The organism is Nonomuraea helvata (assembly GCF_039535785.1).
Classification (GTDB): domain Bacteria; phylum Actinomycetota; class Actinomycetes; order Streptosporangiales; family Streptosporangiaceae; genus Nonomuraea; species Nonomuraea helvata.
In genome coordinates this window covers 56531-72536 of record NZ_BAAAXV010000001.1, presented here as the reverse complement: position 1 = coordinate 72536, position 16006 = coordinate 56531, and the positions used below count along the sequence as shown (strand labels likewise).

The 16006-nt window shown below is 69.9% G+C and carries 9 protein-coding genes; 8 read left to right on the top strand and 1 reads right to left on the bottom strand.

What is annotated here, in order from left to right; genetic code table 11:
- Positions 1-49: 49 nt before the first annotated feature.
- Positions 50-778 (bottom strand): hypothetical protein, encoded by a 729-nt coding sequence (locus tag ABD830_RS00290; protein WP_344984148.1) that lies wholly within the window; start codon positions 776-778, stop codon positions 50-52.
- Here ABD830_RS00290 and ABD830_RS00285 point away from each other — a divergent pair.
- The 8 genes from ABD830_RS00285 to ABD830_RS00250 all read left to right on the top strand — a co-directional run bounded on the left by ABD830_RS00285 (position 764) and on the right by ABD830_RS00250 (position 15996).
- Entirely contained in the window at positions 764-1528 is a 765-nt protein-coding gene (locus ABD830_RS00285) for a TetR/AcrR family transcriptional regulator (protein WP_344984147.1), read from the top strand. The genes ABD830_RS00290 and ABD830_RS00285 overlap by 15 nt on opposite strands.
- 257 nt (positions 1529-1785) lie before the next feature.
- Positions 1786-5586 (top strand): LamG-like jellyroll fold domain-containing protein, encoded by a 3801-nt coding sequence (locus ABD830_RS00280; protein WP_344984146.1) that lies wholly within the window; start codon positions 1786-1788, stop codon positions 5584-5586.
- The gene (locus tag ABD830_RS00275) at positions 5583-11714 is read left to right on the top strand and encodes an RHS repeat-associated core domain-containing protein (protein WP_344984145.1); all 6132 of its coding nucleotides are present in this window, start codon (positions 5583-5585) and stop codon (positions 11712-11714) included. The genes ABD830_RS00280 and ABD830_RS00275 overlap by 4 nt, the downstream gene beginning before the upstream one ends.
- A 5-nt stretch (positions 11715-11719) precedes the next feature.
- Positions 11720-11938 (top strand): hypothetical protein, encoded by a 219-nt coding sequence (locus tag ABD830_RS00270; protein ID WP_344984144.1) that lies wholly within the window; start codon positions 11720-11722, stop codon positions 11936-11938.
- Positions 11939-12138: 200 nt separating this feature from the next.
- Complete coding sequence (locus ABD830_RS00265) at positions 12139-12807, top strand: hypothetical protein (protein ID WP_344984143.1); 669 nt, start codon at positions 12139-12141, stop codon at positions 12805-12807.
- A gap of 147 nt (positions 12808-12954) precedes the next feature.
- Complete coding sequence (locus ABD830_RS00260) at positions 12955-13380, top strand: hypothetical protein (protein ID WP_344984142.1); 426 nt, start codon at positions 12955-12957, stop codon at positions 13378-13380.
- Between the two features lie 284 nt (positions 13381-13664).
- Positions 13665-14897, top strand: coding sequence for a family 43 glycosylhydrolase (locus ABD830_RS00255; protein ID WP_344984141.1), 1233 nt, complete (start codon positions 13665-13667; stop codon positions 14895-14897).
- A 31-nt stretch (positions 14898-14928) separates the two neighbouring features.
- On the top strand, positions 14929-15996 hold the full coding sequence (locus ABD830_RS00250) for a LacI family DNA-binding transcriptional regulator (RefSeq protein ID WP_344984140.1): 1068 nt from the start codon (positions 14929-14931) through the stop codon (positions 15994-15996).
- The last annotated feature ends 10 nt before the right edge of the window (positions 15997-16006 follow it).

The following is a 16006-nucleotide window of genomic DNA, read 5'->3' as shown; positions in this document are numbered from 1 at the left end:
CCGCCGGCATCCAAGGCCCGCCTGCCAAGGGAAGGGGACCCCAGGGGGGTCAGTGCGACGTGCCGTCGACGCGTACAGGCTGCTGGAAGTTGCTGAGGAGAGTGAAGTGCTCCCTCGACTCCGCCGGGATCGGGCCGAGTTCCACCGGATCGGAGGGGGAGGTCAGGCTGACGCGGTAGAGCTTGGCCGTGCCGGAGTCGCTGTTCTCGCCGGCCGCGATGATCAGGGAGCGGCGGTCCCGGGAGACGGCCACCGAGATGATCGGCGTCTCGGTCTCGGGGGCGATCTTCTTCTTCGCCTTCACCTCGGTGTGCTGGACGTAATCGATGTCGTCCCGGGCCAGCCCGGGGTTGACCTGCACGGTGTAGAGGTCGTTGCTCCCGCCCAGGCAGAGCAGGTCGGTGGCGTTGATCCAGGCGAGGGGGTCGCAGTGGCGCAGGCCGCCGTCGCGCACGACGATCTTCATGCCGAACGGCAGCCGGAGCGGAGCGTCCTCGTAACGGTCCACCGTGTTCGCGAGGATCTCCAGCTCGGCCCCTTTGATCAGGTTCCACCCCACGGCCACCCCGCTTGGGTTGGCCGCGAATCTGCCGGAGGGATGGATGGTGCGCGGGCAGCGTCGGGCGCCGCCCGCCTTCGCGGCGATCTCGGTCAGGAGTGGCGCGAGCGTCACACTGGAGAAGTCGGCGACAGGGGTACGGAAGGCGTCGTCGTAGGCCGTGGCCCGCCACCCTTCGTCATTCCGCGAGCAGGCGACCGGCCCTTGGGCGGCGAGCACGGCCGGAAGGCGCTTCGCCGTCTCGGCCAGCGCCGTCTTCCTGGCGTCGGCGGTGACGGAGACGCGCGCGAACGTGACGCCAAGGTCGTCGCCCGCAGGATCGCCGCGGAGGAGGACATCGAGGGTCTCACCCTTGCCGCCGTGGCCCGCGGCGTCGGCGTGACGCCCCCGGCCCTCTACCGCTACTTCAACGGCAGGGCGGGCCTCGTACGCGCCATCTACGACGACATCACCGCGGAGTTCATCGACACCGTGGACCGGGCCGTGCGACGCCAGGCCTCTGACGACCTCAGTGCCCAGCTGCACGCCGGCACCCACGCCGTGCTCGAGTGGTCGGTGGCCAACAAGGTCGAGTTCGACCTGCTCATGGGCGCCGGGTATGCCAAGGTCGCCGAGTCGGAGGAGGGCATCCCGGTGGTCATCGCGCGCGAGCTGGGCGGCCTGTTCGGGCGGCTGTTCGCCCGTCTGTGGGACGAGGGGCGGCTGACCTGTCCGGCGGACGAGGAGATCGACCCTGTGCTGGCAGCACAGTTGCGCACCTACCGCTCGGAAGTCGGCCTGAAGTTCCCCATCGGCGTGGCGTTCCTCATGGTCGTCTGCTGGCGGCAGATCTACGGGCTGGTCTGCATGGCCGTCTACGGACACCACGGATTCGCCTTCGACGATCCGCAGCCGCTGTTCGAGCAGATGATCGACGACCTGCTCGGCCTCCTCGGCCTCACGCGGAGCCCCGGCCTGCGTCTGTCGTGAACGACTCTCCCTGAGCTTGCCCGCGCCCGGCCAGGCGGGAGGCGGAGGACGGAGCGTAGGAGGGCCGGCCCGCGCGGAGCCCACTCTGGCGAGCTGCCCTGTCGTTTCGCTGTCGTCGCGCTGACGCGGGCCCATGGGCGGCGTCGCCAAGACGACAGGCGCTCCCCGCACACTGTGACCGCTATGTGAAGATCTCTTCTGGGGCGGCCATGCGGCGGTTTATGACTACGGTGGTGGCGTCAGCCACCCTTTTATCGGTGGTGCACGGCACGGGCCGTGCGGACAGCACAGGACCCGCTCCGGAGCAGGCCGCTGTCGTGGCGGCGCGGGCGTCCGGGAAGCCCGTGGAGGTCACGGCGCTGACTTCCGAGACGCGGCAGGTCGTGGCCAACCCCAACGGGCGGCTGACGGCCACGTTCAACGCGCAACCGGCCCGCGTGCGGCGGGCTGGCACGTGGGTGCCGGTGGACACCACATTGCGGGTCAACCCTGACGGTACGGTCTCCGCCGCGGCCACGCCGGAGGACCTGACGCTCTCCGGCGGCGGGGACGGCCCGCTGGCCCGCTACCGGCGCGGTGGCAAGAGCGTGGAGGTGAGCTGGCCCGGCCCGCTCCCCAAGCCGGTGCTCACCGGCTCCACGGCCGTCTACCAGGAGGTGCGGCCTGGGATCGATCTACGGGTGACGGCCACTCCGCAAGGGCTCTCGCAGACGCTGACGGTGAAGACCCGCGAGGCCGCGGCCGACGGCAAGCTGGACGAACTGCCCGTCAAGGTCGACAGGAAGCAGCTGGCCGCCAAGGACACGGCCTTCCCCGTCACCCTCGCGGCCAACGGACCGAGCCTCGACGCCCCCAAGTCGGGCTGGGCCGAGGTGGCCGACATGGGCCTGGCCGGCAACAGCTACTGGGGCGGCGACGGCGATCCCGTCGCGAAGGTCGGCTACTCGGCCTGGGATCGGCCGATCGTCCGCTACCGGTCGTACTTCCTGTTCGACATCGGGGCCCTGCGCGGCAAGCACGTGCTCAACGCCCAGTTCAACGCCCGCGAGAACTACGCGCCATCGTGCAGTCCGCGAGTGGTCGACCTGTACCACACTGGGCCGATAGGCCCCGGTCTGACGTGGAACACTCAGCCGTGGGCGACCTACATCGGCGGCCAGAACGTCGCCTTCGGCTACAGCGGTTGCCCGGCCAACGTGATCGGCTGGACCGTCACCGGCAACGTGGAGAGCGCGCTCGGCTCCGGCTCCGCCGGCGTGGCGTTCATGCTCCGGGCGGGTGACGAGAACGACTCGCTCGCGTGGAAGAAGTTCGACACCAACCCCTCGCTGATCGTCGACTACAACTCCTACCCCGACGAGCCGTTCGACCTCTCGTCCGAGGGCCGCCCCTGTGCGGACGGGCAGTACGTCTACACCGCGGCCCCGCGCCTGAAGGCCACCGCCACGGACCCGGACGGCGGGCCGGTGGCGGTGACGTTCGAGTGGTGGAAGGGCGACAGCCGGATCGGCGGGAGCACGACCCTGGACCAGGGCTCGGGCGCAGAGTTCGCGGTGACCGTCCCCGGAGGCGCCTACCGGAACGGCAACAAGATCCGCTGGCGTGCGCAGACGACCGATCACACGGACTCCGGCGACTGGACCGACTGGTGCGAACTCACCGTCGACCAGACGGCGCCCGACAAACCGCCCACCGTGGCATCGGACATGTACCCGGAGAACGACCTCGGGGGCGGCGTGGGCCGTACCGGGACCTTCAGCTTCGGCGCCAACGGCGTGGGCGACGTGGTCCGCTACCGGTACTGGACGGCCTCCGTCGCCGGGACCACGCCGCCCGCGTTCGTGAGCGCCGACGCGCCGGGCGGGCCGGCCAAGGCGCTGGTCACGCCCCCGAGCAGAGGCCCGATGGACCTGTACGTCCAGAGCGTGGACCGGGCGGGCAACGTGGGGCAGAACATCCGGCACTACCACTTCGCGGCGGGCCGCGGCACACCCTCGACCGGGCACTGGCAGCTCGACGGTTTCGGCCACCAGAGCACGGTCAGCGACGCCTCCGGCAACGGGCGCACCGGCACGGTCACCAACGACGGCGCTCACCTGAAGGGCGCGGCCTGGACCACCGGCAGGAACGGGGACGCCCTCAGGTTCGACGGTGAGTCGGGCGACATGAGCGCCGGCGGCCCCGCGGTCCGCACCGACCAGAGCTTCGCGGTCGCCGCCTGGGTCCGCCTCGACCGTGCCGACGACGACTGGTACGCCGCCGTCAGCCAGGACGGAAGCCAGGTCAGCGGGTTCTTCCTGCAGTACGGCGGCGGCACTCGCAAGTGGGAGTTCACCATGGCGCAGACCGACGGGGATGACCCCACGTTCGACCGGGTGACGGCGGACGCCCCGGTGCGGCCGGGTGTCTGGACCCATCTCGCCGGCTCGTACGACGCCGCCGACGGCCGGATGCGCATCTACGTCAACGGCGAACTCGGCGGCACGCTGCAGCACACCGGCACATGGAACGCCGCCGGACCGCTGGCCGTCGGGCGGGGGAAGTTCGGCGGACAACCGGACGACCGCTGGCCCGGCGCGGTCGACGACGTGCGCGTCTACGACCGGATTCTCGGCGAGGACGAGGTCAGGGAGCTGGCCACGACGCCGAGCCTGGACGAGGGCCTGTGGCCGCTGGACGAGACAGCGGGCGTGACCGCAGCGGACGTTTCTGGAAATTTCAGGACAGCTACCGCGACGGGCGGCGTCACCTGGGGGCCCGGCAACAGCGGGGGAGCGGCCCGGCTCAACGGGACCACCGGCTACCTGTCCACGGCCGGGCCGGTGGTGAGGACCGACGGCAGCTACACCGCCATGGCCTGGGTGCTGATGGACGATCCTGGCACCTCCGACCGTACCGTGCTCAGTCAGGACGGCACCGGCCAGGCCAGCGGATTCGCCATCAAATACCGTGCGAGCAGCGGCAAGTGGAGCGTGACCGTTCCCGACGAGAATGGGAACGGCACCACCGGGACGAACGCCGAGTCCGCCGACGTGGCCACCCGCGGCGAGTGGACCCATCTCGCCGCCGTCCGCGACGTCGCCTCAGGGCGGCTCCGGCTCTACGTCAACGGCGCGCAGGTCACGAGCCTGCCGCTCGAAGGCGGCTGGCAGGCCGGCGGGCCGTTCGCGATCGGCCGATCGCGGATCCAGGGCCGGCCGGCCGAGTTCTGGGCCGGCGCGATCGACGACGTGCGGGTCTACTCCGGCGTGCGTACCGACGACCAGATCAAGGCCGCGTTCCGCGACTCCGCGACCCGGCCGTCGTCCCCGTACGCGGGGCAGATCTCCCGCTGGTACAGCCACGACGGCGACCACCTGACGGGCACCGCCTCTGTGCCGCCGGGCTATCACTTCGACGGCTCGTACGGGCTGCCGGCACCAGAGGGCGCCGCGGACACCCGGGTCCTCTACTCCTGCCTCTACCAGGAGAAGGACCAGTTCACCTCCATGGACCCGAACTGCGAGGGGCACCGCAAGCTCGGCGAGCACGGCCGGGTGTACCTGAACCCGCCGAAGGACGTGCCGACCATCGCCCTCTACCGGTGCGCCGTGACGAAGACCCTTGAGAACTTCGACTCCAGCGACCCCACCTGCGGCGGGGAGACGGTCAAAGGCCCGCTCGGATTCACCCGGGCGTACGGGGCGCTGGTGCGCAGCGCGCGTCCGGGTGACCGCGTGAGCAGCGCGTTCGGGGTGCCCGGCGACTATCGGCCGGAAGCGGTCCTCGGCATGGTGGCGCTGGCCACGCTGCCGGACACCGTGGCGCTGAGGACCTGCCGCGACGGCGCGGACGAGTTCGTCTCCACACAGTCCGACTGCGAGGGTGCGGCCGTGGCGACCGCGTGGATCGGCAACCTCTGGACACAGCCGCCGCCAGGGGTGGACAGTACGCGGCTCTACCGGTGCAAGGTCACCGCTTCCGGTGAGCGCTTCGAGTCGCTCGACCCGGGCTGCGAGGGCCAGGCGCAGGTGAAGCCGCTCGGTTATGTCGCGACGGGCCTTGGAGGGTGGTCATGAGAAGAACGAGAGCGGCGACGGCCGTGCTGGTCGCGCTCACCACGCTGGTGACGCCGGCCGGAGCGGCCGAGGCCGCACCCGGGTTACGTCCGCACAAGCCGCAGCAGGAGCCCACCGTCAAGGTGGAGCCGGTGCCGGTACGGCAGGTCAGGCGGAACCCGGGTCCTGCGAGCCCGGCGCCCAAGCTCACGCTGCCCCAGCCGGGCGTGGCGGAGATCGCCCTGACAGACGCGCGCACGGCGGCCGAGCCCGCACAGGCCCGTGTCGGGGGACTGCCCGTACGGATCAGCCCGGCGGCGCCGGGACCGGACATGGACAAGAGAACGGCGGGCGCGGCGCAGCCACCTGGCAAGGTCCGCATCGAGCTGCTGGCAGCCAAGGGGGGCCTGCTGCTCCGCCTGCGCCGTGCCGACGGGGGCCAGGGCGACGGCAAGGTCAGGCTCGACCTCGACTACGGCGGCTTCCGCGACCTCTACGGCGCCGACTGGGCCTCCCGGTTGCGCCTGGTCGAGCTGCCCGCCTGCGCGGTGACGACGCCGTCCAAAGCCGAATGCGCACGGCCCGCACCGGTGACGAGCCGCAACGCCGGTGGACTGCTGTCGGCCGAGGTGAAGGCCGCGGCGCAGGACACGGTCTACGCGCTGGAGGCGTCCCCCTCCGGTGACACCGGCGACTACCGCGCGACGGATCTGTCGCCGTCGGCGTCCTGGCAGGTGTCCACGCAGACGGGGGCCTTCACCTGGTCCTATCCCCTCGATGCCCCCGAGGTGCCGGGCGGGCTGAAGCCGGAGCTGGCCGCGACGTACAACTCGGCCTCGGTGGACGGTCGCATCGCGACCAGCAACAACCAGGCGTCATGGCTGGGGGAGGGCTGGTCGCTCTGGTCGGGCAGCATCGAGCGCCGGTACAAGTCCTGCGTGTACGACGGCCCGAAGACCGGCGACCTGTGCTGGGGCACCGACGCGGCGACCAAGCAGTTCGAGTACGTCACGGTGTCGTTCGGCGGCCACTCGAGCGAGCTGGTGTACGACGCGGGCAAGAAACAGTGGCGGATGAAGGAGGACGACGGCTCCCGGGTCGACCACATCTTTGGGACCGCCAACGGCGACGACGACGGCGAGTACTGGCGGATCACCACGCCTGACGGGACCCAGTACCACTTCGGGCTCAACCGCCTCCCGAACTGGACCGACGGCCGGCCCCAGACCGAGTCCGCGTGGACCGTCCCGGTCTACGGCAACGACGCGGGGGAGCCGTGCCATGCCGCCACGTTCGCCGCGTCCAAGTGCCGCCAGGCCTACCGGTGGAACCTCGACTACGTCGTGGACCCGCACGGCAACACGATGACGTACTACTACGCGCCCGAGACCAACGCGTACGGGGCGAACATGGCGACCACCAAGGAGACCTACACCCGCGGCGGTACCCTGCAGCGCATCGAGTACGGCACTCGCCAGGGCGCCGAGTACACCCAGCGGGCCCCCGCCAGGGTGATGTTCACCGCCGTCGACAGGTGCGCCCCCGGCAAGGACTGCGCGCAGCGCACCGCGGCCAGCTGGCCGGACGTGCCGTGGTACCTGAACTGTGAGGCCGCCACCTGCCCGACTCAGGTTTCGCCGACCTTCTGGTCGACCAAGCGGCTCACCGGCGTGACCACGCAGATCCTGGGCGGCGACTGCACCGACTACTGCGACGTGGACGCCTGGACGTTCGACCAGGACTATCCGGCGGTGGACGACGGCACCAGCCCGGCCCTGTGGCTGAAGAGCGTCGCCCATGAGGGCAGGGTGGGCGGCAAGGCGTCGGTCCCGCCGGTGACGTTCGACAAGCTCGCGCTGGCGAACCGGGTGGACTCCAACACCGACGGCCTGCGGCCGATGAAGAAGTACCGCGTGTACGCGGTCAACACCGAGTCCGGCGGCCGCATCGAGGTCAACTACGCGGCCCCGGAGTGCGCGACCGATTCCAAACCCACCCCCGACGACAACCCCAAACGCTGCTTCCCGGTCAGGTGGACTCCCGAGGGCGCGCAGACGCTGAACGACTGGTTCCACAAGTACGTCGTCGCCTACGTGGGCGAGGTGGACAGGATCGGCGGGAACACCACGGAGTACACCAGTTACGACTACGAGGGCGACGCCGGCTGGGCGTACGTGGACGATCCGCTCACCCCGGCCGAGTACCGGTCTTGGAACGATTGGCGGGGGTACGCGAAGGTCCGCGTTCGCCACGGCAACCCCAAGGACCCGAGCGACCTGACGCAGTCGGCCACCGGCTACCTGTACTTCCGCGGTCTGCACGGCGACAAGAAGGCCGCCGGCGGCACCCGGACGTCGCAGGTCACCGACTCCCAAGGTGGGACCCTGGACGACCTGCCGCAGCTCGCCGGCTTCCTGCGGGAGGAGCTCACCTACGAAGGGGTCGACGGCCCGGTGGTCGAGGGCTCGATCTACGACCCCTGGCAGCGCGGCCCGACGGCGACGCAGGGCACGCGCAAGGCGTACCAGGTGCAGGTCGAGCGTACGCGGACCCGCACGGCGATCCCCGGCGGCTGGCGGCGCACCGATTCCACGACCACCTACGACCAGGGGGACATGCTGGTGCCGGTGGCGGTCAAGGTGGACGACCGCGGCGATGTGAGCACCGCCGACGACGACCGGTGCACCACCAGGGAGTACGCCCGGAACGACGAGGCATGGCTGGTGCTTCTCAGCCGCGAGAGGACGGTCAGAGTCAACTGCGACACGACCCCGGTGCTGCCCAGGGACGCCATCTCAGATGTGCTCACCTCCTACGACGGAGGCGCCCCCGGTCAGGCCCCCATCGCGGGGGACGTGACCAAGACGGAGCACGTGCGCGACTACGTCGACGGGGAGCCGCGTTACGTCACCGTCTCGCAGGCGACCTACGACGGCTACGGCCGGGTCAAGGAGTCCAAGGACGCGCTCGGCCGCAGGACCGCCACGTCGTACGAGCCCGAGACCGGTCTGCCGACCTCGGCCACCTCGACCAACCCACTCGGTCACACCGCCACTGCCACGCTCGACCCGGCCAGGAACCAGACGGTGAAGACGGTGGACGCCAACGACCGGCGCACTGACCAGACCTACGATCCTCTGGGCCGCCTGACGGGTGTATGGCTGCCGGGCCGCTCCCACGACGCCAGGCAGACCCCGAACCTCCGTTTCTCCTACGGCGTCCGTAATGACGGAGCCACCTGGGTCCGCACCGAGACGTTAAAGGCCAACGGCAACCTGGTGAGCAGCTATGAGTTGCTCGACGGGTTCCTGCGCAAGCGGCAGACACAGGCGCCGAGCTGGGGCGGAGGGCGCATTCTGACCGACACCTTCTACGACGCGCGCGGTCTCGTGGCCAAGTCCAACGCCGCCTACAAGGCGAACGGAGACCCGGGCACCACTTTGGTCCAGCCCGCTGACGAGACCCTCATCCCGTCCCAGACGGTCAACCAGTACGACGGGGCAGAACGGCTCACCAAGGCCACGCTGGAGAAGTTCAACGAGGCACAGTGGTCGACGACCACTCGCTACTTCGGCGACCACGTCGAGGTCACGCCGCCCGCAGGCGGCACGCCCACGGCGACCTACACCGACGCCCGCGGCCAGACCACGGAGCTGCGGCAGTACATGGCGGCACAGCCCGGCGGCGACTCCTTCACCAGGACGAACTACGCCTACACCAGGGCAGGAGACCTGGCCAAGCTTACCGACGCCGCGGGCAACGTGTGGAGCTATGAATACGACCTGCGCAGGAACAAGATCAGAACAGTGGACCCTGACAAAGGCACGTCGACCATGACCTATGACGATGCCGGCCAACTCCTCACCACGACCGACGCGCGTGGATCCACGGTCGCCACCGTGTACGACGCGCTGGGTCGGAAGTCCTCCGTCCACGAGGGGGCACCCACCGGCACGAAGCTGGCCTCCTGGGCCTACGACACCCTGGCCAAGGGCCGGCTGGACTCGTCCACCCGTTACGACGGCGGCGTCGCGTACACCACGACCGTGCTCGGGTACGACCCCGGCTACCGGCCGACCGGGACTCGGATCACCATCCCTGACACCGGGGACGGGCTGGCGGGCACCTACGAGACCACGACGACGTACCTCGCGGACGGCAGCGTCGATGCGACGAAGCTCCCCGCGCTCGGCGTCGACGTACCCGCCGAGACGCTCGTCCAGACGTACGACGACCTCGGCTCGCCGTACGAGCTCACGGGCCGGGACCGCTACGTGGACAAGACCGGCTACACCGAATTCGGCGAGGTCGGCCAGATCCACTTCGGCGACCCCGACATGCCGCAGATCTGGTGGACTGCCAACTATGACCTCGCCACCCGGAACCTGTCCCGCTCGCTCGTCGAACGCGAGAAGGCCGGCGCGCTCACGGTCGACGACACCACCTACGCCTACGATCCCGCAGGCAACGTCACAAAGATCGCAAACACCACGCCAGGGGATGGCACGGACGTCCAGTGCTTCGGCTTCGACCGGCTGAGGCGGCTGACCGAGGCCTGGGCGGCCACCGACGACTGCGTGGGCGCGCCCGGCAGCGCGGTCGGGGGCGCGGCGCCCTACTGGACCAGCTACCGGTACGACGTCGTCAGCAGTCGCACGTCGCAGACCCGCCACGGCCTCGGCGGCACGGCCGACACGGTCACCACGTCCACTTACCCGGCCCCCGGCCGGCCCCGGCCGCATGCCCCGACGAGCGTCACCGTGACGGGCCCATCCGGCACGAAGACCGACGCCTTCGACTACGACGCGGCCGGCAACACCAAGTCGCGTCCCGGCGGGCAGGCGCTCACCTGGGACGTCGAGGGCCTGCTCGCCACGGTGTCCAGCACCGGTTACGTCTACACGCCCGACGGAAACCGGCTCATCACCCGCGACTCCACCGGCGCGACCCTTTACCTGCCGTCTGGAGAGGTGCGTTACAACAAGGCCACGGGCAAGAGCATCGGCACGCGGTACTACACCCACGGCAGCGCGACCGTGGCCGTGCGGACCGGCGCGGGCCTGCGTTACCTCTTCGCCGACCACCACGGCACGCCTGACTTGGCTGTTGATCCAGCTACCCTGACCGCCTCCAAACGTCGCTCCGATCCGTTCGGGGCACCACGAGGGAAGGCGCCGCAGGGCTGGCCGGGCAGCAGGGGCTTCGTCGGTGGCACGCAAGACGCCTCCACCGGGCTCACCAGGCTGGGCGCCCGCGACTACGACACGGAGACCGGCCTGTTCCTGTCCGTCGATCCGGTGCTCGACACGGCCAACCCCCAGCAGTTCAGCGCTTACGCCTACTCCGGCAACAACCCGGTGACCTTCAGCGACCCGACCGGCATGCTGTGGAAGCAGGCACCAGACGGCGAATGCGCCAATGGCTGCGGCTGGAAGCCGGGCCAGGGCCCGGCCAGCAAGGTCGCGACCAAGAACGGCTACTGGCGGATCAACACCAGGACCGCTCCCGACGGAGAGTGCTGGATCGCCTGCAGATACAAGCCCGGAAAAGGCCCGGCCAGCAAGGTCGCGACCAAGAACGGCTACTGGCGGATCAACACCAGGACCGCTCCCGACGGAGAGTGCTGGATCGCCTGCAGATACAAGCCCGGAACGGGACCGGCTAGTCGGCCGCTTGTCAAGGATATCGCGGACCGCGCCGCGCGTGCGCTCGCGGCGTTCCGGGAGGCCAACAGCCTTGAGAGTCAGGCCACGTGGGTCTGGGACCACATCAGCACGGTCGCCGGAATCCTGGGCATAGTCGCAGTCGCGGTCGCTATTCCTGCCCTCAGCGTTCCCGCCGCTGTCGTCACCGGCGTGGGGTACGTCGCCTTCGGTGCCAGCCTGCTTTCTACAGGCAAGGACGTGGCCGGATGTCTCGGCGGCGGGGATAGATTCTCCTGCGAGCAGGCTGCGACGGGAGCGCTGGTCATGGGGGTCAACGTGGGGATTATCCGCAACGGTGGCCGTGCCTTCGTGAACGACTTCGAAAAGGGGGTGAAGTGGATGAGGGGTGGCTGGGACTTCATCGTGAACGGGATCCAGATAGGCACCAACTTCTGCGATTGGGATGTCGCGACACCGATACAGCAGCCATGTCCTGCCAAGTAACTGACATGGGCGGCCCGTACACGGCGTCACCAGTGGCCTGGCCGAGTGTCCGCAGGGTGCGGGCCTCGGCCATGCGGTGGCCGGTGTCGCGATGGATCTTCAGGGCCTGCTCCGCGAGCCGCGCCGCTCCCGAGGGGGTCCGCACTCGCCAGGGCGAGATCGGCGAGCGGGCTCAGGGCGAGGCCCTCCAGCAGGCGGAAGGAGCGTTCGCGGGCGACCTCTAGCGCCTGCTCGGCAAGGCCGCAGCCCCGGCGTCGCCGAGACCGGCCGCGGCTCATGTCAGCCCGATGAGCGCCTCGGCCTTGGAGAACAGGACCGCGGCAGTGGTCCGCCTGGATGCCTCTTGTGATCGTTCAAATTCGCATGACACTATCGCATGACGTCAAATGATCAATGGAGTCAAGCTCCGAAGAGAGGACGCCTCATGCACTTAGCCGCAGCTCGGGCCGCTCTGGGCGGTGTCACCGTCGTCACCGCGATGCTTCTCACCGCCCTCCCCGCGACCGCCGTGGCCGCACCGGCCTCGACCGTCCAGGGGGGCACGACCGAAGCCGGAGTCGACCGCGGAGTGCTGCTGACCAAGGCGGAGCAGCCTCCGGTCGGCCAGGCGTACGGGGACCCGTGGATCGACCCGTACTCCGAGCACGACGTCAACGGCCCGAGCTGCTGGGATTACGGACGCCGCACGGGCGCGAGCGCCGGCCTCGGCGCGAGATTCGCCACGCCGACGTCGTTCCACTCCTACAACGACGTCTGGGTCTTCCCAAGCGCGGACGCCGCGGCGGCCTTCGAGCGGCAGTGGCGGGCCGACCTGGCCACCTGCGTCGACCGCAACCCGCCGGCCGAGACGGGTACGGCCGTGTTCGACATCACCAAGGTCGGTGAGGCGGACGGCGTGGACGTCCTGCGCGTCACCGCCGCCAGCAACCCGTACTCGACCATTACGTACCGCTTCTGGGTCGCCGTGGTCCGCCAGGGCCGCGCCGTGTACGCTGTCCAGCTCCTCGACTACCGGAACGGCGACCCGCAGCCCATGCCCTTCGACGGCACCGTCGCCAAGATCAAGGCCAAGCTGGCCGCGTACTACCCCTGATGCCGCCCCGGCGACCGCCTCCCTGAGCAGGGCGGCGGTCGCCCTTCCGGTGCTGTCCTGTCCGGCCCGAGGTGCCGGCGCCGGCCGGTGGGCTGTCGAGCTGGAAAGCCAATTGATCGGATCTGCGGCTGATGTAACCATCCTCAGATGAACGAAGAGGAGCTGCAGCAGATCGAGGCGAACGTCAGCCTCGCCATCGACCGGCTCGGGCCGGTGAGCGACGTGGACTTCGGGCTCAACGAGGAGTCGGTCGAGTGGGTGGACGGCTTCATCGAGCGCCAGCGTGCGCGGCCCGACTTCGATCTGGAGCGGATCGGCGGCCTGGTCGGCGTGCTCGGCTCGTTCCTGGGCGCCTGCATCGTCGCCGCCACGGGTGGCAGCTGGCGCTGGTCGGAGGAGGACGGGTGGGGTGTGCTCCTTCCGGACGGCACTGTGGCCTTCCCGTTCGTGAAAGTGCGTAAGCAGTTCCGTGACGGGGCGGAAGAAGGCGAGTCGATCGCCGGCTTCTACCGGGTCGCGGTCGATTACATCGCCACGGGGAAGCTGCGGGAGGCGCGTGAGGGAGGCGCGTGAGGGAGGCGCCGGCCCGCACGTGACGTGATCCGGCTCGGCCGGCGGCCGCCGGCGTCGGCCGGCTATTTCTTCCGGACTATTGACGTAATTCAAGCAACTTGGGCAGACTCTCCGCAATGCCGCCGGCTACCAGGAGTGAGTTCGGCCGGCGCCGACGTTGGAGAGTGTGAGTGATGACCAGTTCCGCTAGTGGGTTTCCCATGGGCCGACGCTCCTTGCTGACCGGGGCGGCCGGCCTTTTAGGAGTGGCGGCACTGCCCGCGACCGCTGCGCAGGCGGCCCCGATGACAGAGGCGGCATCGATGCGGCGGTATCCGTCGAACTGGCCTGAGCTCGAGCCCTACGGCCTCGCCGACACCCGGCAGGACCTGTGGCCGCGTGCGGACAACTCCTTCATCCTCCCGCTCGAGCTGCGCCCCCGTGACAAGGAGCTCGGCCGGGTCTGGATGCGGGACACCTACGTCAACTGCTTCGTCGTCGACGGCCGCCCGGTCTACGTCGCCACGGGCACCACCCGGGTGCCCGGGCTGACCGCGGCCGGCCCGTGGAACGACGGCATCTTCATGTGGGTGTCCCACTCCATGCGGGGGCCGTGGAAGCTGGTCGACACCACCGGCATCCGCCCCGGCGCCGAGAAGGGGAAGGTCTGGTCTCCGGAGTTCGTCGGCGAGAACCGGCCAGGACGCATGGTCGTCGCTCCGTGGCAGGAGTACTGGTACGACGACCGGTTCGGCAAGCGGGGCCAGGCCTGGGCCCCGGAGGTGCACTACTTCCGCGGCAAGTGGTACATCGTCGCGTGCATGGGCGACCACTCCCAGAAGGTCGGTTCGTTCATGCTCGTGAGCGAGGGCGGCCTCGAGGGCCCGTACCGGCTCGTCGAGGGCAACGCCGACAAACCCTTCGGTGACCTTGTCATCGGCGGCCCCAACTTCATCAGGCCCGGCGCCTACCACCACATCGACGGGAGCCTCTACTCCGAAGGCGACGACGCGTGGCTGGTGCTGCACAACCACCTGTACGCGAAGTTCCGGGACGACATGGAGGACATCGTCCCGACGACCAACCTTCCGACATTCCAGCAGGTTCCCTACTCGCCCGAGCCGTACCTCGAAGGCGCGTACGTGTTCAAGCACGGAGGCAAGTACTACCTCCTCCAGGCCGCGTGGAACCGGTCCTCGCCCAATGCCGACGGCAGCACCCGATACGCCTACGACCCGCCCGGCCCCGGCCGCACGCAGTACCAGTACGACGCGGTCGTCGCCGTCTCGGACCGCTTCGAGGGACCGTACTCCGAGCGGTGGACCGCGGGCGTCGGCGCCGGCCACAACAACTTCTTCGTGGACCACGGCGGCCACCTGTGGGCGACGTTCTTCCGCAACCCCAACTTCGGCTACTGGGCCGACCCGTCGCGCGTCGCCGACGCCGCCGTGCCCGGTGTCGTGCGGGTGGAATGGACCGGCCCGGAGGGCAACCGCCTGTACGTCCAGCGCCGCAAACCGGCGATCGCATCGGAATAGGCGGGCCGCCCTGCCCTGAGGCGGAATCCAGATGAGTTCGGGCTGCTCCCGACAGTACGATGAAGGCCGTGACAGCGACGTGTACGGCGCCGCCCTGATGGCCGTGAGCATGCACGACGTGGCCCGTGCCGCCGGGGTCTCCCAGCGCACGGTCTCCAACGTCGTCAACAACTACGAGTACGTCCGCCCGGAGACGCGCCAGCGCGTGCTCGACGCCATGGCGGCGCTCGGTTATGTCCCCAACGCGGCGGCCCGGAGCCTGCGGGCCGCCCGTACGGGGCTCATCGCGCTCGTCGTCCCCGACTTCAGGGCACGTCTGTTCGCCGACCTCGCGGGCCCGGTGGTCCGCGAGGCCGAGGCACTCGGGTACACGGTGCTGATCGAGCTGACGGAGGGGGACCGGGCCCGTGAGCTGAAGGTGCTGACGGGCGACCGCAACCAGCTGACCGACGGCGCGATCATGGTGGCCTTGTCGCTCCGGCCGGACGACGGGCAGCGCCGCCGCGCGGACTATCCGGTCGTGCTGGTGGGGGACGAGGTGCTCGAGGGCCAGATCCCGCACGTCGGCATCCCCAACCGGGAGGCCTCGCTGGCGGTGGTACGCCATCTGGCGGGTACGGGCAGGCGGCGGTTGATGCTGCTCGGCTACGCGCCCGACCAAAGCCAGACGGGACGGGCGCGGCTGCAGGGCTTTCTCGAGGGGCTGGAGGAGGCGGGGCTGACGGCGTACGAGGAGCTCCTGGTCGAGGCCGGCTGGGCCCGCGAGGACGGCCGGCGGGCGATCGAGGAGCACATGGACGCCGGACGGCCGATGCCGGACGCGATCTTCGCGATGAACGACTCCTGCGCCCTCGGCGCGCTCCGGGCGCTGTACGACCGGGGCGTCCGGGTGCCGCAGGAGGTCGCCGTGGTGGGCTTCGACGACGCCGAGGAGGCACGCTACTCGACGCCGTCGCTGACCTCCGTCTCCCCGAACGTCGAGGCGCTGGCCGGTAACGCCGTCGCGATGCTCCACGAGCAGATCACCGGCAAGCCCAGCGGGCACGAGCCGCGCATCGTCGTGGACTTCCAGCTGAAGGTGCGCGAGTCGAGTCAGTGAGGCGGGACCG